The sequence below is a fragment of the Kitasatospora sp. NEAU-69 genome, from assembly GCF_057158765.1.
Genome location: NZ_JBWXUE010000014.1, coordinates 130,337 through 150,983 on the forward strand (window position 1 = coordinate 130,337; position 20,647 = coordinate 150,983).

The following is a 20,647-nucleotide window of genomic DNA, read 5'->3' on the forward strand; positions in this document are numbered from 1 at the left end:
GGACAAAGAAAAACGCTAACCCCCACAACCCACAGGGGGGGGTGCGGGGCCGCGGCCGGCGACGGGCTCCGGTCGGTACCCGGAGCGTGATCAGCTCTCGTCGGTCTCGCCGGCGACCGGCGCGGCCTTCTTCGTGGCGGTCTTCTTCGCCGCCGTGGTCTTCGCCGCCGTCTTCTTGGCGGTCGTCTTCTTCGCCGCGGTCTTCTTGGCGGCCGCGGTCTTGGTGGCGGCCGTCTTGGCCGTCGCCGTCTTCTTCGCCGGCGCCTTCTTGGCCACCTTCTTCACCGGCCCGCGGGCCCGCTTCTCGGCGAGCAGCTCGTAGCCGCGCTCGGGCGTGATGGTCTCGACCTCGTCGTCCTTGCGGAGCGTCGCGTTCGTCTCACCATCCGTCACGTACGGCCCGAACCGGCCGTCCTTCACGACCACCGGGCGCTCGCTGACCGGGTCGGTGCCCAGCTCCTTGAGCGGCGGGGCGGCCGCGGCCCGGCCGCGCTGCTTGGGCTGGGCGTAGATCTCCAGCGCCTCGGCGAGCGTGACGGTGAACATCTGCTCCTCGTCGGCGAGCGAGCGCGAGTCGGTGCCCCGCTTGAGGTACGGCCCGTAGCGGCCGTTCTGCGCGGTGATCTCGACCCCGTCTGCGTCGGCGCCGACGACCCGCGGCAGCGAGAGCAGCCGCAGCGCGTCCGCCAGCGTGACGGTGTCCAGCGACATCGTCTTGAGCAGCGAGGCGGTGCGCGGCTTCACGGCGTTCTTGCCGGTCTTCGGTGTGCCCTCGGGCAGGATCTCGGTGACGTACGGGCCGTACCGACCATCCTTGGCGACCAGCATGTTGCCGGACTCCGGGTCGTTGCCGAGCTCGAAGTCACCGCTGGGCTTGGCCAGCAGCTCCTCGGCCAGCTCGACGGTCAGCTCGTCCGGCGGCAGCTCGTCCGGGATGTCCGCACGCTGGCCGGGCTCGCCCTCGACGGCCGCCGCCTTCTCGACGTACGGGCCGTAGCGGCCGACGCGCAGCGTGATCTCGTCGTTCAGCGGGAACGAGCTGATCTCACGGGCGTCGATCGCACCGAGGTCGGTGACCAGTTCCTTCAGGCCGCCGAGGTGGTCGCCGTCGCCGTTGCCGGCCTCGGCGGCGCCGCCGACCGCCGCACCGTCGCCCTCACCGAAGTAGAAGCGCTTCAGCCACGGCACGGACTGCGCCTCGCCATTGGCGATGCGGTCGAGGTCGTCCTCCATCTTCGCGGTGAAGTCGTAGTCGACGAGCCGGCCGAAGTGCTTCTCCAGCAGGTTGACCACGGCGAAGGAGAGGAACGACGGGACAAGCGCCGTCCCCTTCTTGAAGACGTACCGGCGGTTGATGATCGTGTCGATGATCGAGGCGTAGGTCGAGGGCCGCCCGATCTCCCGGTCCTCCAGCTCCTTGACCAGCGAGGCCTCGGTGAAGCGGGCCGGCGCCTTGGTCGCGTGGCCCTCCGGGGTGAGCTGCTCGGCGCCCAGCGGGTCGCCCTCGGTCACCTGCGGCAGCCGGCGCTCGCGGTCGTCCAGCTCGGCGTTCGGGTCGTCCGCGCCCTCGACGTAGGCCTTGAGGAAGCCGTGGAAGGTGATGATCTTGCCGGAGGCCGAGAACTCGACGTCCCGGCGGTCGGTCGAGGTGCCGCCGACCTTGACGGTGACCGACTGGCCGACCGCGTCCTTCATCTGGGAGGCGACGGTCCGCATCCAGATCAGCTCGTACAGCCGGAACTCGTCGCCGCCGAGCGAGGTCTCGGCCGGGGTCCGGAAGCGGTCCCCGGACGGGCGGATCGCCTCGTGCGCCTCCTGCGCGTTCTTGACCTTGCTGGCGTAGACCCGGGGGGCGTCCGGCAGGTAGTCGGCGCCGTACAGCTGGGTGACCTGGGCCCGGGCCGCCGTGACGGCGGTCTCCGAGAGCGTGGTCGAGTCGGTACGCATATAGGTGATGAAGCCGTTCTCGTACAGCTTCTGGGCCACCTGCATGGTCCGCTTCGCGCCGAAGCCCAGCTTGCGGCTGGCCTCCTGCTGGAGCGTGGTGGTGCGGAACGGCGCGTACGGCGAGCGGCGGTACGGCTTGGACTCGACGCTGCGCACGCTGAACGCGGTCTGCTGAAGGGCGGCGGCCAGCGCGCGGGCGGCCTGCTCGTCCAGGTGCAGCGTGTTGGCGGTCTTGAGCCGGCCGTCCGAACCGAAGTCGCGGCCGCTGGCGATCCGCTTGCCGTCCACGGTGGCGAGCCGGGCGCCGAAGGTCTCCGGGTTCGCGGCGTCGGCCGGGGTGCGGCCGGTGCCGAAGGTGGCCACCAGGTCCCAGTACGAGGCCGAGGTGAAGGCGATCCGCTCGCGCTCGCGCTCGACCACCAGGCGGGTCGCCACCGACTGGACGCGGCCAGCCGAGAGCTTCGGCATGACCTTCTTCCAGAGCACCGGCGAGACCTCGTAGCCGTAGAGGCGGTCGAGGATGCGGCGGGTCTCCTGGGCGTCGACCAGGCGCTGGTTCAGCTCGCGCGGGTTGGCCACCGCCTCCTGGATGGCGGCCTTGGTGATCTCGTGGAAGACCATCCGCTTGACCGGCACCTTGGGCTTGAGCACCTGCTGCAGGTGCCAGGCGATCGCCTCGCCCTCGCGGTCCTCATCGGTGGCCAGGAAGAGCTCGTCGGACTCCGCGAGCAGCTGCTTGAGCTTGGTGACCTGGGCCTTCTTGTCGCTGTTCACCACGTAGATCGGGGCGAAGTCGTGATCGACGTCCACCCCGAGCCGGCGCACCTCGCCGGTGTACTTGTCCGGCACTTCGGCGGCCGTCCCAGGAAGGTCCCGGATGTGACCCACGCTCGCCTCGACGATGTAGCCGGGGCCGAGGTAGCCCTTGATCGTCTTCGCCTTGGCGGGCGACTCGACAATGACGAGTCGCTTGCCACCCTGCGCGGTCTCGCTGCTCGGGGACACCTTCGCTCTTCTCTCCCGGTCGTTTTCCTGTGTGCTGGCCGACGGCTGGCCCACGGTACGCCCGACCGGTCCGGAACGGGTCACCGCAGGCAGCGCGGGCGCTCCGCCGCCCGACACACCACCGCCCGGGGCTGCCGCATCGCGACGACCCCACCAGCGGAGTGTGACCGTACCCTGGTCACCCTTGTCAAACGGACGGATCCCGCTTTTTCACCGGCAAGGCCGACCGACGCCACTCGAACGGTAACCCGATGATGGACATTCGCGCCGCGCAGTTATGGTGCGCGGGGTGTCGCAGGGGGCTCGGCGGGCCGGTGGCAGGTCGCCGTTCGTACTCTGGCAGGTTCCTGCCAGAGTACGGGAGAGGGGGCTCCGAAGACAGGGGCGCAGCCCGAAGCTCAGTGCAGGAAGCCGCAGGCCAGCAGGCTCAGGCCGCCGGCCAGGCAGCTGGTCCCCAGGATCGTCCAGAAGACGTCGAGCGGCAGCGAGGCCGCGGTCGCGGCACCGGTCAGCACCACCCGGGCCGGGCGCCGCGGGTCGTAGGAGACGCGGACGCTGCTGCCGGGAGCCAGCCCCGCCGGGCGGCGCAACGGCGTACGCCCGCGCGGCCGGGTCAGCACGGCGGCCGCCTCCGCGCGCCCGGCGCCACCGCCGGCCACCGAGCTGCCGACGGTGGGGAGGGTGGCGAAGGAGAGCAGCGGGGCCGGGTCGAGCAGTTCGGCGGGCACCGCGTCGGCGACCACCCGGGCGGTGACCGGGATCCCGTGCCGGCGCAGCCGGTGGCGCAGGCGCAGCTCGGCCGCGCACCAGAGCAGCAGCGCGCCACCGAAGACCGCCAGCACGCTGCCGGCCACCACCACCGTCGACGTCTCCACGTCCGCTTCCCCCGCCCCCGACCACCCCGAACCAGATCCGTTCACGCCGAGCCTTACAAGGCGGGATCAACCCTGGACTGACGTTCGGTTCACGGCAGGCAAAGCACAGCCAACGGATCGGTGAACGACAACGGTGCGGCCGGCGGCCGGCTCAGCTCGTGGCGAGCGCGGCTCGTGGCGGGCTCAGCTCGTGGCGGGCTCGATGAAGCCCTGCTCGACCAGCAGCCGCAGCGACTCCGGCACCCGGTCACGCAGCCGGACCCGGTCCTCGCCGAGCAGCTGCGCGATCGCGTCGATGATCTCGCCGGCCGCCAGCGTCCCGTCGCAGACCCCGGCGAACCCGGCGCCCACGGTGTCCACCTTGGTGGCCCGCCGCATGCCGCGGTTGGCCCGCAGCACGACGTGCTCCGGGTCCTCCGAGCCCGGCGCGCCGACCTGCTCCTGCACCACGCCGTCGGCGAGCACGTAGCGGGCCGCGAGCAGTCCCGCGTCGTCCTGCGTGCGCAGGAAGTCCTGCCGGGCGAACCAGCGTTCGATGTGCGGGCCGAGCGGCTGCTCGACCGGGTGCGGCCACTCCTCGATCCGCACGGTCGGGCGGTCGGCCCCCGAGGCCCGCAGGGTGATCCAGCCGAAGCCGATGCCCTCCACCTTGGCCGCCTCGAAGGCGTCCAGCCACTCGTTGTAGCGCGCCTCGTACGCGGCTCGCGGCGCCAGGTGGTCGCCGCCGTCGCGCAGCCAGAGCTCGGCGTACTGCGCGACGTCCTGCACCTCGCGCTGCACCACCCAGGCGTCCAGCCCGGTACCGGCCACCCAGTCGGCCAACCGGTCGTGCCAGTCCTGGCCCCTGACGTGCTGCCAGTTCGCCAGCAGCTGGCAGTAGCCGCCCGGCTCCAGGTGGGCCGCCGCGCCCTTCACCAGGCTGCGGCAGAGCTCGTCGCCGGCCATCCCGCCGTCCCGGTAGACGAACCGGTTGCCGGGCGAGATCACGAACGGCGGGTTCGAGACGATCAGGTCGAACCGCCGCTCCCCCACCGGCTCGAACAGGCTGCCCTCGGCGGTCTCGGTGTTCGTGAAGCCGGAGAGCGCCAGGGTGAGCCGGGCGAAGGCCAGCGCACGCGGGTTCAGGTCGGTGGCCGTCACCCGCTGGGCGTGCCGGGCCGCGTGCAGTGCCTGCACACCCGAGCCGGTGCCGAGGTCGAGCGCGGCCCGGACCGGGCGGCGGACGGCGAGGTTGGCCAGCGTGGTGGACGCCCCGCCGACGCCGAGCACCAGGTCCCGGCGGGCCACCCCAGCGGCGCTGCCGCCCGAGCCGATGCCGCCGGCGCCGCCGACCGCGCAGCCGAGGTCGGAGACCACCCAGGCGTCGGAGCTGTCCAGCCCGGCCACCTCGTTGGCGTACGGGCGGACGTCCACGGTGGCACGCACGTCCGTACCGTCCTGCTCCAGCCAGCCGTCCGCCAGGCATTCCTCGACCGGCAGCGCGGCCGCGGCGGCGGCGTGCGGGACGGGCTGCTGGAGCAGGAAGAGCCGGACCAGCGTCTCCAGCGGCGTGCCGCCACGGGTGGCCCGCAGCGCGGGCACCGCCTCACTGCGGGCGAGTGCGGCGTAGCCGGTCGGGCCGAGCAGGTCGAGGCAGCCGTCGGCGGTGTACGAGGCGGCGAGCAGGGCGTCGCGCAGACGGGCGAGGCGGGCGGGGTCGGGAGCGGGGAGCTTGGTCACCCGGCCATTCTCGCGCGTGTCAGGGCATGCTCGCCCAAGCCCCGCAGGCACGCGGGCTCGCGTGTCCGGGGCTAAGGCCTGTCGTGCGGCGGTCAGCTCGACGACGCTCCCGGCGCCGGCGCGGATGCGGAACCGGAGGCGGAGCCTGATGCGGAACCCGAGGCCGCCGCCGAGCCGGACGGGGCGGCCGAGCCGGCCGGAGCACCCGACGCGGCCGGGCTGCCGGACGCCGAACCGCCGGCCGCTGGGCTGCCGGACACCGGCGCTGCGGACCCGCTCGCGTTCGGCGATCCGGCGGTGTTCGGCGAACCCGAGGCGCCCGGCGAACCGCCGGTGCCGGGTGCGCCGCTCGCACCGGATGCCCCGCCCGGGTTCGCCGACCCGCTCGGGCCGCCCGGCGCACCCGGCGCCTTGCAGCCGGGCTGCTTGTTGATCGCCGCGCCCAGGTCACCGCTCTGCACCGTGGCCAGCGCGCCGCTGGACTGCGTCGCCAGCTGCTGCACCTGGTCGCCGATGGCCTTCAGGCCGTCGGCGAACTTCGCCTGGTCGTCCGTGGGCAGTGCCATGAGCTTCTTCTGGGCGTCCTGGTAGCCCTGCGCCGCTTGCTGGAGCTCGTTCGCGGCGTCCTTCTGCAGCCCGGCGCCGTTGCCGACCTTCGGCGCGCCGGCCTTGTTGACCGCGTCGGCGCTCTGCTGGTTGGTGGTGCCGAGTATGCCGAGGTCGGCGGCGAGTCGCTTCTGCAGGTCGGCCGGGGCCTCCCCCTGCTTCACCTGACCCGTGTCGGCCAGCGCCGTGCGGGACTGGGTCACCGGGTCGCGCAGCCCGTCGCAGAGCTTCTGGGCCCAGGAGTTGAGCTGTGCGCTGTTGTCGCTGCTGCAGCCGACCGCACCGACGACGAGCAGCGCTCCGAGGACCGGCAGCGCGAGCAGCCGCCGGGCCGGGCGACTGCCACGGTTGCCACGGCCGGTGCGGCCGGTGCGGCCGGGGCCGCGGTCCGGCCCGGCGTGCGAGGCGCTCCCGCCTGCTCGCACACCGGTTCCCCCGTGCGCCTGAGCACGCTCGTCCGCCAGTACTCGCACGTCCACCAGGAGAGCCTTCCGTCCAGTCCCGAACCGTCCCGGTGAACCTACCCGACGCCGGAACCGCCTCGGGCGGCCCGGTCAGCGGACCCCCGGACCGCTCGCGTGTGTCAGTGCTGCGTCACCTGCCGACGCCCCGCCGGGCGCTCGTCACCCGCCACGTCCACCGTGCGGCGCTTCGAGGCGTACACCGCCACGACCACCAGCAGCACGGCCAGCGCCGCCACCGCACCCCGCAAGCCGGCACTGGCGTGAACCCCGAAGCTGAACCGCACCACGGCCGGCGCGATGAGCAGCGACACCAGGTTCATCACCTTCAGCAGCGGGTTGATCGCGGGGCCCGCGGTGTCCTTGAACGGGTCGCCGACGGTGTCGCCGATCACGGTCGCCGCGTGCGCGTCGCTGCCCTTGCCGCCGTGCGCGCCGTCCTCCACCAACTTCTTCGCGTTGTCCCAGGCGCCGCCGGAGTTGGCCAGGAAGACCGCCATCAGGGTGCCCGAGCCGATCGCACCCGCCAGGTAGGCGCCGAGCGCGCCGACGCCCAGACCGAAGCCCACCGCGATCGGCGCCAGCACCGCCAGCAGTCCGGGCGTCGCGAGCTCGCGCAGCGCGTCCCGGGTGCAGATGTCGACCACCTTGCCGTACTCGGGCGTCTCGCTGCCGTCCATGATCCCCGGATGCTCGCGGAACTGCCGCCGCACCTCGAAGACCACCGAACCCGCCGACCGGGAGACCGCGTTGACGGCCAGTCCGGAGAAGAGGAAGACCACGGCGGCTCCCAGCAGCAGGCCGACCAGGTTGTTCGGCTGCGAGATGTCCAGGCTCAGCGCGGCGGGACTGCCGATCACCGCCGGGCCGCCGGCGCTGGTCACGGCGTCGCCGATGGCGTCGGTGAAGGAACCGAAGAGCGCGGTCGCCGCGAGCACGGCGGTGGCGATCGCTATGCCCTTGGTGATCGCCTTGGTGGTGTTGCCGACCGCGTCCAGCTCGGTCAGCACCCGTGCACCGGCCCCCTCCACCTCGCCGGACATCTCGGCGATGCCCTGGGCGTTGTCCGAGACCGGGCCGAAGGTGTCCATCGCGACGATCACGCCGACCGTGGTCAGCAGCCCGGTGCCGGCCAGCGCGACCGCGAAGAGCGCGAGCACGATCGAGCCGCCCGCCAGCAGGTACGCCCCGTAGACCGCCGCACCGATCAGCACCGCCGAGTAGACCGCCGACTCCAGGCCGAGCGAGATGCCGGAGAGCACCACGGTCGCCGGACCGGTCAGCGAACTGCGCCCGACGTCCTGCACCGGGCGTCGGCTGGTCTCGGTGAAGTACCCCGTGAGCTGCTGGATCAGCACGGCCAGCACGATGCCGATCGCGACTGCCGCCAGCGTGAAGATCCGTGGGTCGCCGTGGTGGCCCCGGATGGCGTCCGGGACGTGCTTGAGCGCGGCGAAACTCGACGGCAGCACGATGAAGACCGCGCCCAGCACCAGCAGCAGCGAGACGGCGGCGGAGAGGAAGAAACCTCGGTTGATCGCGGTCATCCCGCTGCGGTCGGCCGCGCGGGGCGCCACCGCGACGATGCCCAGCACCGCCGTCAGCACGCCGATGGCCGGGACCAGCAGCGGCAGGACGAGGCCCACGTCACCGAAGACCGCCCGGCCCAGGATCAGCGCGGCCACCAGGGTCACCGCGTAGGACTCGAAGAGATCCGCCGCCATGCCCGCGCAGTCGCCGACGTTGTCGCCGACGTTGTCCGCGATGGTCGCGGCGTTGCGCGGGTCGTCCTCCGGGATGCCCTGCTCGACCTTGCCGACCAGGTCGGCGCCGACGTCCGCGGCCTTGGTGAAGATGCCGCCACCGACCCGCATGAACATCGCGAGCAGCGCTGCGCCGAAACCGAAACCCTCCAGCACCCTCGGCGCGTCGGCCCGGTAGATCAGCACCACGACCGCCGCGCCGAGCAGTCCGAGCCCCACGGTGCACATGCCGACCACGCCGCCGGTGCGGAACGCGATCCGCATCGCCCGGTGCTGTGCCGGTTGCTCCTCACCCGCCCGCACGCCCCGGGCCACCGCCGCGACCCGTACGTTGGCCCGCACCGCCAGCCACATGCCCAGATACCCGGTGGCCGCCGAGAAGACCGCGCCGACCAGGAAGAACGCCGAGCGGCCGAGCCGCTGCGACCAGTTGTCCGCCGGCAGCAGCATCAGCAGGAAGAACACCCCGGCCGCGAACACGGCAAGCGTGCGGAACTGGCGCGCGAGGTAGGCGTTGGCCCCCTCCTGCACCGCGCCCGCGATCCGGCGCATCGTGGGCGTGCCCGTCTCGTAGGCGAGCACTTGACGCACCAGCAGCGCGGCCACGCCGAGCGCGGCGATCGCGACCAGGGCGATGACCAGCACCAGCACCTGGTTCCCGCTGGTGAGCACCGCGCCGTTCGCCGAGCCCGAGCCCGAGCCCGAGGCGGCGAACGTGCCCGACGTACCGGACGGGCCCGACATGCCTGACGCCAGAACGTCCAAGATTCGTGGGCGTACCGGTGCGGCGGCGGAAAGTGATGCCGCCGCCCCGGAAGTCGCGGAAAGAGAGCCGACCGCAGCGGCTGGAACAGCCGGAACGGACGAAACAGATGTGACAGAAACAGGTCCAGCAGAAACCGTTGTCAGTGCGTGGGACACGGCCCAAGCAGCCGAGGTGACCGAGACTCCCGCCATGCGTCCTCCCCGAAAACCGGCACGCCGACCTGTCCGTACGGCGCGCGAGTGGCTCTGGTGGCACAGGCGACCAGACCCGATTCACTCGGGCCCGACCGGATATCACAGGAGTGTAGGAATCATCGCCGAACTGAAATAGACCGCGCGCAGCAGGAACTCGAAAGAATCATGGGCGTGGGCGGAAAACCTTGCGTTTTCCGCCCACACCCATGATTCTTTCGAGGCATTGACCGACTCGTGAGTCTTTTGGCGCGCCGCACGGCAACCGGCGCCACTTCCGCACCCGGCCCGGCGAAGTTCCACTCCCGACAGACACTTGCCCAAGCACGGCAGCCCTGCCGCAGCGGTACCCGGCAGGGCTGATCGGAGCGTGGGCAGGGCAGAGCGGGGCGGCGCCGGACGGAAGCGGACGGGAAGCGAACGGACTCAGGCCGTCGCGACCGGCCAGCTCATCCGGATCAGGCCGCCATCGTCGTCGCGGTCGACCTCGACGTCCTCGACCAGGCCGGTGATGACCGCCAGGCCGAGCGTGTCGTCCTCGCCACCGTCTCCGGAGTCGTCGGAAGACGGGGCCGCGAGCTCACTGAGGGTCCCGGCACCATCGCCGACCTCGATGACGAAACGCTTCTCCTGGTCGATCAAGGCGACCCGGACCGCGCCACCGAGCTCGCCGCGCTGGTGCAGACCCACCGCACGGGAGCACGCCTCGCCAACGGCCAGGCGGACCTCGTCAAGCACCGACTCGTCGACGCCTGCACGTCTCGCCACTGCCGCCGCCACCAGCCGGGCCGTACGCACGTGCTCGGGAAGCGGACTGAAACGCAGTTCGACGGTTGCCATATCTCCCTCTTCGGGGTTCCTTCCGCGAGGCATCCGACCTGGATCTCCTCGCCGTGGGTCGCCACGTCGAACGGCAGAAGCACCGACACCGCCGTCGCGCAGCCTCGGGGCATGGGGGCACTCGGGACCTGGACACACAGCGAGAGCCGTCGTCCACGAGCAGCGGACACGCCGGACGCATCATGCGATATCACCATCGCACCACGCGGCCGAGCCGGCCTCGCCTACGGCGCAGCCGATCGGGTTGCCGAGCGGCCGCCTCAAGCGGATCCGGCCGGGCCGACAGCTACCTGCCGCCACCGCACCGGCACACCGGTGACTGATCGGGCGAACCGATCAAGCCGTCACCCTCGCCGCCACCGGACAGCGGATGCTGCCGAAAAGCCGCTCAGGCACACCACACAGGGCGCGGACGTCCCGGGCCGAGAAACCCGGCCGGGCGCGCCGACAATCGGTCAGCGACCAGTCAGCGACCGGTCACTGACCGGTCGTCGAATCGGCCGATCCGCCGACCAGGCAGCCTGTCAGTCAGTCACCTGGTCGGTCGGCTCGGTCGAATCAGTCGGTTGCGGCCACGGCGTCGTCCACCGAGGAGTGGATCGGGAACACCTTGGTCAGACCGGTGATCCGGAAGATCTTCAGAATGCGCTCCTGCGTGCAGACCAGGCGCAGCGAACCCTCGTGCGCGCGGACTCGCTTCAGGCCGCCCACCAGGACACCCAGACCGGTCGAGTCCAGGAAGTCAACGCCCTCCATGTCGACGACCAGGTGGTAGCTGCCGTCGTTGACGAGCTCGACCAGCTGCTCGCGAAGCTTAGGAGCGGTGTACACATCGATCTCGCCGCCAACCTCGACGATCGTGCGATCGCCGACTGTACGGGTCGACAGGGACAGGTCCACGGAACCTCCAGCACCTTGCCTTGCTACGTCACATTGCGTTCTACGGCGAGTCGGGCGGCATCGGCCGTTTGGCTGCCGATCCCCGCCACACGGTCTCCACCGCATGGCCGAGCGACCGGCCCAGGTGCCGCCGGTCCGGCCAACTGGCCGCCACCGCCTCATTCAACCACCTGGCAGCATGCCCGCACGATGGCTTGCCGCGATTCTCCGTCACTCCAGTGACACACTGGGTCCTCATGCCGCCCAGCCATCGCCTGCCAGAGGCCCTGCTCGACTCCCTGGTCACCAGCCGGGGGCGCGCCGACCGGCTCACCCATACGGAGCATCTCCCCGCGCGCCAGGCGCGCTACACCCCGTGGCCGGACTCGATCCGCCCCGAGATCCAGGCCGCCGCTCAGGCCCTCGGCGTGGACCGGCCCTGGGCCCATCAGGCTGAGGCGATGCGGTTGGCCGCCTCGGGCCGCACTGTGGTGATCGCCACAGGAACCGCCTCGGGCAAGTCGCTCGGCTACCTGGCGCCGGTGCTGAGCGACCTGCTGGACGGAACCGAGGCCCCCAACGGCCGCGGCGCGACCGCGCTCTACCTCGCCCCGACCAAGGCCCTTGCCGCCGACCAGCGGCGCCGCGCCGCGGAGCTTGCTCCGGAACGGGTCCGGGCCGCGCTCTACGACGGCGACACTCCGCCGCAGGAGCGTGAGTGGGTCCGCCAGTACGCCTCCTACGTGCTCACCAACCCCGACATGCTGCACCGGGGCATCCTCCCGGCGCACGCCCGCTGGGCCTCCTTCCTGAAGTCACTGCGCTACGTGGTGATCGACGAGTGCCACACCTACCGCGGCGTGTTCGGCTCACACGTCGCCCAGGTGCTGCGCCGCCTGCGGCGGGTCTGCCGGCGCTACGGCTCGGAGCCGACCTTCCTGCTGGCCTCGGCGACCGCTGCCGATCCCGCCGCCGCCGCGGAACGCCTCACCGGCCTGCCGGCCGTCGCGGTGACCGATGACGCCTCGCCGCGCGGCCCGCTCGTCTTCGCGCTGTGGGAGCCGCCGCTGACCGACCACGTCGGCGAGCACGGTGCGCCCGTCCGGCGGACCGCCACCACCGAGGCCGCCTACCTGCTGACCGACCTGGTGCAGGCCGACGTCCGCACAGTGGCCTTCGTCCGCTCCCGCAGGGCCGCCGAGCTCGTCGCGCTGCAGGCCCAGGAGAACCTCGACAGACCGCTCGCCGAACGCATCGCGGCCTACCGTGGCGGCTACCTGCCGGAGGAACGCCGGGCGCTGGAGCGCGACCTGCACTCGGGCCGACTGCTCGGGCTCGCCTCCACCTCCGCGCTGGAGCTCGGGGTGGACGTCTCCGGGCTGGACGCCGTACTGCTGGCCGGCTACCCGGGCACCCGCGCCTCGCTCTGGCAGCAGGCGGGACGCGCCGGACGGGAGGCCCAGGGGGCGCTCGCGATCCTGATCGCCCGGGACGACCCGCTGGACACCTACCTGGTGCACCACCCGGACGCACTCTTCGCCCGCCCGGTCGAAGCCACCGTGCTGGACCCGGACAACCCGCACGTCCTCGCCCCGCACCTGTGCGCCGCGGCCGCCGAACTCCCGCTCGGCCCGGACGACCTGGAGCTGTTCGGACCCGCCACCGCCCAGTTGCTCACCGTCCTCGAACAGCGTGGCCTGCTGCGCCGCCGCACGGACGGCTCCTGGTACTGGACCCGGCGCGAGCGGGCGGTGGACGCCGTCGACCTGCGCGGCAGCGGCGGAAACCCGGTCCAGATCGTCGAGGCCGCCACCGGCCGCCTGCTGGGCACGGTCGATGCGGCCGCCGCACACACCACCGTGCACACCGGCGCCGTCCACCTCCATCAGGGGCGGACCTACCTGGTCCGGGATCTCGACCTGGAGGCCTCGGCAGCCCTCGTCGAAGCGGCCAACCCCTCGTACACCACGGCTGCGCGCGACACCACGGCCATCTCGGTCCTGTCCACCGAGCAGACCATCGCCTGGGGGGAGGGAAGCCTGAACTTCGGCTCGGTCGAGGTGGTCAACCAAGTCGTCGGATTCCTCAGGAAGCGGATCTCGACCGGGGAGATCCTCGGTGAGACCAAACTCGACCTGCCGCCCAGGACCCTGCGGACCAGGGCGGTCTGGTGGACCGTCACCGAGGAACAGCTGCTCGACGCACTCATCCCGTTCGACCAGCTTCCGGGTGCCGCCCACGCTGCCGAGCACGCGTCCATCGGCCTCCTGCCGCTCTTCGCGACCTGTGACCGTTGGGACATCGGCGGGGTCTCCGTCCCGCTGCACCCGGACACCCAGTTGCCGACCGTCTTCGTCTACGACGGGCACCCGGGCGGCGCCGGCTTCGCCGAGCACGGGTTCCACCGGGCCGTCGAGTGGCTCACCGCGACCCGCGAGGCGATCGCCTCCTGTGAGTGCGAGCGCGGCTGCCCGTCCTGCGTCCAGTCGCCCAAGTGCGGAAACGGCAACGACCCGTTGGACAAGGCAGGCGCGATACGTCTGCTGACCGCCCTCCTCGCCGGCGCACCGCCCGCCGCCACGAACCACCCCGACGCGCTGGACAGGCCGGACGCGCAGGACAGGCCGGAGGGGACCAACAGGGCAAGCGCCGACGAGTCCAGTGGCGATGCCGGGCACGTTCCCGGTTCGGGCTCGGGCCGGAGCTCCGGTCGGCGGTAGCGGGTCGAGCCGGGGCCGGGTCGGTGGCAGCGCCTGCAGCTGGGAGGCGCTGCCACCGGCACTGACCGCGAAGGCCTCGTCCGGGCCACCGACGGACCAGACCGGCCCGGCTCGCGCCCGCGCGGTGGCCGGCCCAAGCGGCAACTCGACACCCCGCACCGGTACCTGTACGGCCACCACGACGCTGTCGGCCGCCAAGTTCACCGTGCAGGCGGTGATGGTGGCCTGCTGCGCGACAGCGACGGCCGCAGCGCGACCGCAACCGCCATCGACGTCGAGCAGCAAGCGGTCGGCAGCCGCCAGGGCCGCGAGGTCGGCGGCCGCCGCGGCGCGGTGTCTGGCCGTGAGCACCGCGCCCAGCGACAGCGCGAACCCGAAGAACACGCAGCCGAGCAGCGCGAGAGCCGCCAACCACACCGTCGCGGAACCCTGATCACGCATCTGCGGCGCAGGTCGGGCCGGCCGACAACCGACCCTGAGGTCACCGTCCTGCCCGACAGCCCGCACGACCTTCGGCCCGCTGCCCCGACACATCGCCGGTTGAGGCTTTGCATAGCTACTCTGGCGCCTCGTCAGCCACACCGGACACTGCGCCGTGGCTTGCTCGACAGTCAGGGCCGCCACGGCTGTCCGCGGGCCGACCCACTCGCCCACAGGGCGCCCGATGCGGGTGGCCATCAGTCCAGCCCCTTCCCGACGTGGTCTTCCCGCGCGGCCACCGCCTCGGCCGACAGGTGCACAGCGAGCATCGACGCCAGCCGACCGAGCCCGTGATAGTCGGCCTCCACCCGTACCTGCACCATCTCGCTGCTCTGGAGCACCTGGACCGTCGCTCCCGCCGGCGCCGCGGCCTGGGCCCGTGCGACGGCGCTCTCGTCGCCACGGGCCGCCGCCCGGGCCCCCAGGCTCGCCGCATCAACACAGCGCAGCTGCGCGACGCTCGCGAGCACACCCCAGATGACCATGGCCAGGAACAGGACCAGCGCCGGCAGGCCAACCGCCGTCTCCGCCGTGACGAACCCTCCGTCCCGCTGGGTCCGGCTACCGAAGCTGCTGCGGCGGCCACACTTGGCAAACCGTCCGGCCTGCCCTTGGCGCCCCTGAGCCGGCGTGGGACGCCACCAGCCGGAGAGCACGGCCTCAGACCGCATGGATCGCCCTGTCCAGCACATCGGCCAGCGCGGCCGAGACAGCGCCACTGGTCACGACCTTGTAGAGCAGGGCGGCGAAGCCGCATGCCGCGATGGTTCCCACGGCGTACTCGGCTGTCGACATTCCGGCATCCGGCACAGCCGCGAACTTCCGCCGACGCCAGGCGGCAAGACGGTGGCCGCACCACCGCAGACGGCTGCGTACCCCTCGTCGCACAAGCGGCAGCCCAATCGGGTGGCCGCGCTCAACCACCGGCACGATCGGGTGGTCCCAGGTCTCGGCCGCCGCGCCTTCGAGATCGCGCGCCGACGGCAGCGGCCCACTGCCGGCCGCCCGCTCATGCGACGGGATCGGGGTGTAGCTGATCGCCGCAACCGACTCAACCGACTCGATGGAGCTGTCGTTCATGGGAACTCTTCCTTTCTCGGAAAACCCTCGGATCCTTCGCAACGCCCGGCGGCACATCCGCACTGGCGAGCTCATCAACACCGGTACTGCACAAGCCTGTTGACGGTCACTCAGCGCCGCTGCGCGAACGCGGCCGCCAAGCCCACCACGACCGGAACGATGCCGATCAGCACGAACGCCGGCAGGAAGCAGAGTCCGAGCGGCGCCGTGGCGAGTACTCCGGCCCGGCGCACCCGGGCATGTGCGGCCCGACCGGCGGCCGCTCGCTGGGAGACGGCGAGCCCGGCCAGTGGGACAGCGGGCGGAGCTCCACTGATGCTCGTGCGGACCAGGCAACGCGCCAGCGGCGCAACAGCCGGGCAGTTCGAACCAAGCCGGTCCCAGCAGGCCTCGGGCAGGGCTCCCAGGGCAAGCTCCGCCGAAACGGCCGACAGCCGTACCGCCATTGGGCCACCGACCGTCCGGGCCACGGCCTCCGCCGCCTTGCCCGGGGAGGCCGAGGAGCTCAGGCAGGCCGCCAACAGATCAGCGGTCAATGGGAGTTGAGCGAGAAGTACGGCCTGCTCCCGTTCCGCCTTCCGCGCTGCCGACGATCGGACCGTCGGCAACCACTTCTGCAGGACAGCCGCGCCCACCACTCCCGCCAGCACTCCGGCTGCTCCAGGCACCAGTGCCGCGATCGCCAACCCGGCCAACAGCGGTGCCACCAGCTCCACTCGAAGCCACCGCCGTTCCTTGGAGTCCAGCGTCGTCCGTGTGGCGATCGGCTCGTTGCCAGCCGGCGCCGCGCTCCGGCGGCCGAGGCGTCCAGCCAGCCGGTGAGGAGGCCAGGCCGGCTTGCTGACGTCAGCCGGCAGCAACCGAGCCGCTCGCTGCCGCCTGGCGCGCCCGCGGAGCCAGCTCCCACCGAGCATCAACGTGGCGGCGATCGGTGTGAGCCCGAAGGCCGTGACCAGCAAGGTCGGGAGGGCCGTCGGCGGCAGGTAGCCGAAGGGCGACAGGTCCGCGCTCATCGCCGCCTCCCCACCCGGGCGGCTGTCACCTGCCGCGAGCAGCCCCGGCCGATCGGCCTTCGGCAGACTCGGCTACGGACCGCCGCCTCGGTTCGCCGACGCACCGACGCCTCGCCCGCGCTCAGGTGCGGGCCGCTACCGCTCCTCAGACCGTCGCCCCGCCCAGTCGCCGCAGCACCACCCCAGCGACCGCACCACGAGCCGAGGCAGCCCCGTGCTTGCCGACCTTGCGCTTGTCGGCACGGCACCCGGACCGCCGCGCCGCCCGCCGGCGGGCCCGATCGGGCCGCGGTGCCTCCGGCCGGTTGCCGCTGGGGCTGCGCTGTCGAGCCGCCCAGGATGCCCAGGTCGGCCTCCGCCGCGCGAATGATCCTGCTCGTCCAGTAGAGCCCGGCGATCTCCAGCAGGATGCCTACGGACAGACAGACCAGGCCGAGCGGCGTGTGCAGCAGGATCCGCAACGGTTCGGCACCGAGCGTCCCGCCCAGGAACAGTCCGAAGGCCGGCAGCGCCGCCAGCAGGCAGACCGTCGTTCGCGCTCCGGCCAGCTCGCTGCGGATCTCCTCCCGCAGGGCACGGTCCTCCCGCAGGGCCTCCGCCACGCGCTCCAGGCCGTGCGCAAGGCCTGTGCCCCGGTCTGCGGTGACCTCCCAGCAGGCCGCGATCGCACACGCCCCGCCGCCCCCTGGCAGCGCTCCCAGCCAGCGCAGCGCCGCCGGCACATCGGCACCGAGGCGACCCGCTGCCAGCCGGGCCACAGCCTCGGCCCCGAGCCGCCCGGACAACCCGCCCGGCGGATCCACCCGCCGGACAGGGCGACCGACGACCGCCCGGGTGAACGACCGAGCAGGCATGCTCTGCCCGACCATCGACTCCAGCGCCTGCTCCGGAGTCGCGCCGCTGCGCAGCTCGGCGGCGAGCGCCCCGCACAGCTCGATGACCGCAGCGGCTCGCTCGTGCGCCTCGCGTCGCACGCGCCGGTGGGCTCGCCAGCGGTTCAGCGGGACAACCGCCAGCACGGCGGCCAGCGGCAGCAGCGGCGAGTGCAGCAGCCAGCCCGTCGCGATGCCGCACGGCAGCAGGAACAGCTCAAGGACCAGCCAGCCGGGCCGCACCATCTCCGGGACGCCCAACCACCGCAACCGGAGGGCTCCAGCATCCGCCGGCGCCCCCGCGTCGCCCGGCCCGACGGACAGTGCCGCTCGTCGCCGCCCGACCTTCACCCGCCGGTTGAGGCGCACCCAGGCCGCGGCCGCGAACGCACCGAGCAACAGGGTCAGTGCCAAAGCGAAGTGACGCACCGCCATCAGATCGCCCATCATCGGATCCCCCCTCCCGCCAGGACGCCACGGGCGGCGCACAACTGCTTCAACCGCTCCCAGCCGGGCCCACAGGAGACCGAACCGTCGGCCCCGAACACCACTGCGGGCACCGTCACCGCGAGACCGGCGGCATCGCCCGTCAATGTGTGCACCTCGGCCACCCGGCGGCGGCCGGTCGACTGGTCCCGGACCAGGTGAACAACCACGTCCAGTGCCGAGCGCAGCTGGCTGTGCAGCGCGAACCGCTCCAGCCCCGCCATCGAGCCCAATGCCTCCAGGCGGACCGGCACGTCCGCCGCGGTGTTCGCGTGCACCGTTCCACAGCCACCTTCGTGGCCGGTGTTGAACGCAGCCAGCAGATCAAGGACTTCGGCGCCCCTGACCTCACCGACCACCAATCGGTCCGGACGCATCCGCAGTGCCTGCCGCACCAGATCGCGCAGTGTCAGTTCGCCCAGACCCTCTTGGTTGGGCGGTCGGCTCTGCAGACGCACCACGTGGGGGTGGGCCGGCTGCAGCTCCGCGGAGTCCTCGGCGATGACGATCCGTTCCGACCGGCTGACCAGGCCAAGCAAGGCCGCCAACAACGTCGTCTTGCCCGTGCCGGTCCCACCGGAGATCAGCAGCGACAGCCTGGCCCGCAGGATGCCGGTCAGCAGCTCGGCGCCGATCGGCGGGATCGCGCCCACCGCCACCAGCTCGTCCAGCAGGAAGGGCTGCGCTCGGCAGATCCGCAGCGAAATGTGCGTACAGCCGGCCGCGATCGGTGGCAGCACAGCGTGCAGGCGGGTCCCGTCGGGCAGCCGGGCATCGACCCAGGGCCGGGCATCGTCGAGCCGGCGCCCGGCCGCGGTGGCCAGCCGGTGTGCGAGATGGCGCACCGCTTCGGCGTCCGGGAACCGGATCGCGGGTTCCCGGCGGAGCCCGGTCCCCCGGTCTGACCACACCTCATCAGGTGCGTTGACCAGCACGTCCGTCACATCCGGCGCGGACAGCAGCGGGTCGAGCGGACCTGCCCCGACGAGCTCGGAGCGCAGGGTCCGGACCGCGTCCAGCACACCGTCCCCACCCTGTACGGGACGGGTGGCCCGATAGGCGGCCGCGACCTCGGAGGCGGTCGGTCTGACCCCCGCCTCGGCCAGCCGCAGCCTGACGCTGTCGAGCAGGGCGGAGGCGTGCTCGGCCCTGGCAGTGAGACTGCCGCCGCCGCTTTGGCGCCGGACCGCCGCCAAGGTCGGCAGCGGTCGAGGCCGGCCGGGCCCCGTCGCCCAGGCGTAGTGCCGGTCTGCGGCGTGCCCCGTGCGCGTGTCGCGAGCGCTCATGGCGTCTGACCTCCTTCGGTTCCGGCGGGGCCGGGCGGCAGGATCTCGTCGAGATAGGCAGTGCAGAAGCGGGCCAGCGGACCACGCCCACGCAGTCCTGGTGGCGTGCCTCGTTCGACATCGACCGTCAGACCGGACTCGTGCGGCAGCTCGCCGGCCAGCGGCAGACCGAGTCCGCGTGCGATCTCCTCGCCGCGCAGCGCCACCGGGCCGGGAAGGCGCACCACCACTCGGAGGTCGGCGAGCCAGAGCCTGGCAGCGGATGCGACCCGGCCCGCGGCCGCCATCCCGCGCAACTCCGTGGGGACCACCAGCAGACCGGTATCGGCCTGTTCAAGCGCCCGCACCGCCGCCGGATCCAGATAGCGCGGCAGATCGAGCACGACCAGCCCGCCACGGCGGCGCGCCGCGGCCAGCACACTGCGCATCGTCTCCGGTCTGATCCGCAGCGCCTCGCTGCGATCCCAGGAGAGCGCCGTGAGACTGTGCAGATTCGGCAGCGCGTCGGCGAGTTCGGACCCGCTGACGCGACCTCGTGCATCGGCCAGGTCCGGCCAGCGCAACCCCTCGGCGGACTCGCCACCGAGCAGCACGTCCAAACCACCGCCCAGCGGATCGGCATCGATGAGCATGGTGCGGTGCCCGGCCCGGGCGGCGGTGATCGCGAGCGCACAGGCGAGCGTGGACGCCCCTGCGCCGCCGCGACCGCCGAGTACGGCGACGGTCAGCGCCGGGGCACCGGAGTCCTCCACGGAATCGGCGATCCGATCCAACAGCCAGGTCTGCTGGTCCGGCAGGAACAGCACCTGCTCGGCTCCCAGTTGCACTCCACGCACCCAGACATCGCAGTCGTCGACGTCGAGTCCGAGCAGCAGAAGCCCCGCCCTCCGAGGCAGGCCGCCACAGCGCTCGGCCATGTCGTCCCCGAGCAGCACCAAGGGGGCGGACTCCCAGACCTGGCGCGGTGGCGGCGCACCTGCGAGCAGTTGCGGCTCGGCCCCGGCCGCGGCACACAGCCGCAGCAGGTAGTCCGCCAGAGCCTCGTTCTCGGTGAGAACGAGCGGCGCGCCTCGGGCGGGACCGTCGGCTTCAGGGCGGTACTGGTCGATGACTGGCGTCGGCATGGCTGCCTCCCCGGCGCAGAAGAGCTACTGACGCCCCGTCAGGCATGCCGGGCGGCCACGGGGTGCGGCGTGGCGGCAGGCCCGACGGGGCGGGAGATGACGTTGAGACCTCAGCCATGCGCACCGGCACCAGCGGGTGACTTGCGCCCGACCGGAGCGAGCCATGACTTCGGCTTGACGCCAAGATTGCTGCCTCGCCGCGAATCCGTCAGCCCTACTTCGATTCCCTGTGGATAACCCCGGGGGTGTGGATATCCAAAGTCACCCGGACGGCTTCAAGTCACTCTCCTGGGGAGTCGCCATCAGCGGAATTGACACGGCGCGAGAACAGCCGTCACCGATCTCGGAGAACCACACTGCCGACTACTCTGAGTAGTCGATTGCGGAGCGTGAACCGCCTGCGGGTCCCGCCCTGAACGCCGCCCCCAGCGCCCCCAGCGCCCCCGCGAACCTCCCCCGGAACACCGCCGAGCCTTGAGAAATGGCCTCGGACATGCGACGACCCCCGCCGGGGGGGAGAGCGGGGGTCGTCTA

General features: G+C 72.3%; 14 protein-coding genes and 1 pseudogene. 1 reads left to right on the forward strand and 14 read right to left on the reverse strand.

The features are described 5' to 3' along the window. Window positions 1-90: 90 nt before the first annotated feature. The 7 genes from topA to bldG form a co-directional block, all read right to left on the reverse strand. Window positions 91-2,952, reverse strand: coding sequence for a type I DNA topoisomerase (gene topA / locus AC060L_RS18295; RefSeq protein ID WP_483799844.1), 2,862 nt, complete (start codon window positions 2,950-2,952; stop codon window positions 91-93). A gap of 398 nt (window positions 2,953-3,350) precedes the next feature. Then, window positions 3,351-3,827: a hypothetical protein gene (locus AC060L_RS18300; RefSeq protein WP_483799845.1), complete on the reverse strand. Its 477-nt coding sequence runs from the start codon at window positions 3,825-3,827 to the stop codon at window positions 3,351-3,353. Between the two features lie 183 nt (window positions 3,828-4,010). Next, on the reverse strand, window positions 4,011-5,546 hold the full coding sequence (locus AC060L_RS18305) for a DUF7059 domain-containing protein (RefSeq protein WP_483799846.1): 1,536 nt from the start codon (window positions 5,544-5,546) through the stop codon (window positions 4,011-4,013). Window positions 5,547-5,638: 92 nt separating this feature from the next. Next, window positions 5,639-6,631 (reverse strand): hypothetical protein, encoded by a 993-nt coding sequence (locus tag AC060L_RS18310; RefSeq protein WP_483799847.1) that lies wholly within the window; start codon window positions 6,629-6,631, stop codon window positions 5,639-5,641. A gap of 104 nt (window positions 6,632-6,735) precedes the next feature. Next, window positions 6,736-9,120 carry a sodium-translocating pyrophosphatase gene (locus AC060L_RS18315; protein ID WP_483799848.1) on the reverse strand — a complete coding sequence of 795 codons (2,385 nt, stop codon included), beginning with the start codon at window positions 9,118-9,120 and terminating at the stop codon, window positions 6,736-6,738. 639 nt (window positions 9,121-9,759) lie between these two features. Continuing rightward, complete coding sequence (locus AC060L_RS18320) at window positions 9,760-10,173, reverse strand: ATP-binding protein (protein WP_483799849.1); 414 nt, start codon at window positions 10,171-10,173, stop codon at window positions 9,760-9,762. Between the two features lie 558 nt (window positions 10,174-10,731). Then, the gene (bldG, locus tag AC060L_RS18325; protein ID WP_483799850.1) at window positions 10,732-11,073 is read right to left on the reverse strand and encodes an anti-sigma factor antagonist BldG; all 342 of its coding nucleotides are present in this window, start codon (window positions 11,071-11,073) and stop codon (window positions 10,732-10,734) included. Window positions 11,074-11,309: 236 nt separating this feature from the next. Here bldG and AC060L_RS18330 point away from each other — a divergent pair, with 236 nt between their 5' ends. Next, window positions 11,310-13,772, forward strand: a complete 2,463-nt coding sequence (locus AC060L_RS18330) for a DEAD/DEAH box helicase (RefSeq protein WP_483799851.1) — start codon at window positions 11,310-11,312, stop codon at window positions 13,770-13,772. Between the two features lie 162 nt (window positions 13,773-13,934). Here the strand turns inward: AC060L_RS18330 and AC060L_RS18335 are convergent. The 7 genes and pseudogenes from AC060L_RS18335 to ssd form a co-directional block, all read right to left on the reverse strand. Beyond that, window positions 13,935-14,450: pseudogene (locus tag AC060L_RS18335) on the reverse strand (Rv3654c family TadE-like protein); the annotation flags it as partial. After that, window positions 14,450-14,923 carry a TadE family type IV pilus minor pilin gene (locus tag AC060L_RS18340; RefSeq protein WP_483799852.1) on the reverse strand — a complete coding sequence of 158 codons (474 nt, stop codon included), beginning with the start codon at window positions 14,921-14,923 and terminating at the stop codon, window positions 14,450-14,452. The gene AC060L_RS18340 and the pseudogene AC060L_RS18335, both read right to left, overlap by 1 nt. After that, the gene (locus AC060L_RS18345; protein WP_483799853.1) at window positions 14,913-15,332 is read right to left on the reverse strand and encodes a DUF4244 domain-containing protein; all 420 of its coding nucleotides are present in this window, start codon (window positions 15,330-15,332) and stop codon (window positions 14,913-14,915) included. The genes AC060L_RS18340 and AC060L_RS18345 overlap by 11 nt, the downstream gene beginning before the upstream one ends. 110 nt (window positions 15,333-15,442) lie before the next feature. Beyond that, window positions 15,443-16,345: a type II secretion system F family protein gene (locus AC060L_RS18350; protein WP_483799854.1), complete on the reverse strand. Its 903-nt coding sequence runs from the start codon at window positions 16,343-16,345 to the stop codon at window positions 15,443-15,445. Continuing rightward, a complete protein-coding gene (locus AC060L_RS18355) occupies window positions 16,342-17,667 on the reverse strand; it encodes a type II secretion system F family protein (RefSeq protein WP_483799855.1) in 1,326 nt (441 codons plus the stop codon). Before AC060L_RS18355 ends, AC060L_RS18350 begins: the two co-directional genes overlap by 4 nt. Next, entirely contained in the window at window positions 17,664-18,989 is a 1,326-nt protein-coding gene (locus AC060L_RS18360; protein WP_483799856.1) for a TadA family conjugal transfer-associated ATPase, read from the reverse strand. The genes AC060L_RS18355 and AC060L_RS18360 overlap by 4 nt, the downstream gene beginning before the upstream one ends. Beyond that, window positions 18,986-20,113, reverse strand: coding sequence for a septum site-determining protein Ssd (gene ssd, locus AC060L_RS18365; protein ID WP_483799857.1), 1,128 nt, complete (start codon window positions 20,111-20,113; stop codon window positions 18,986-18,988). The genes AC060L_RS18360 and ssd overlap by 4 nt, the downstream gene beginning before the upstream one ends. Window positions 20,114-20,647: the final 534 nt, after the last annotated feature.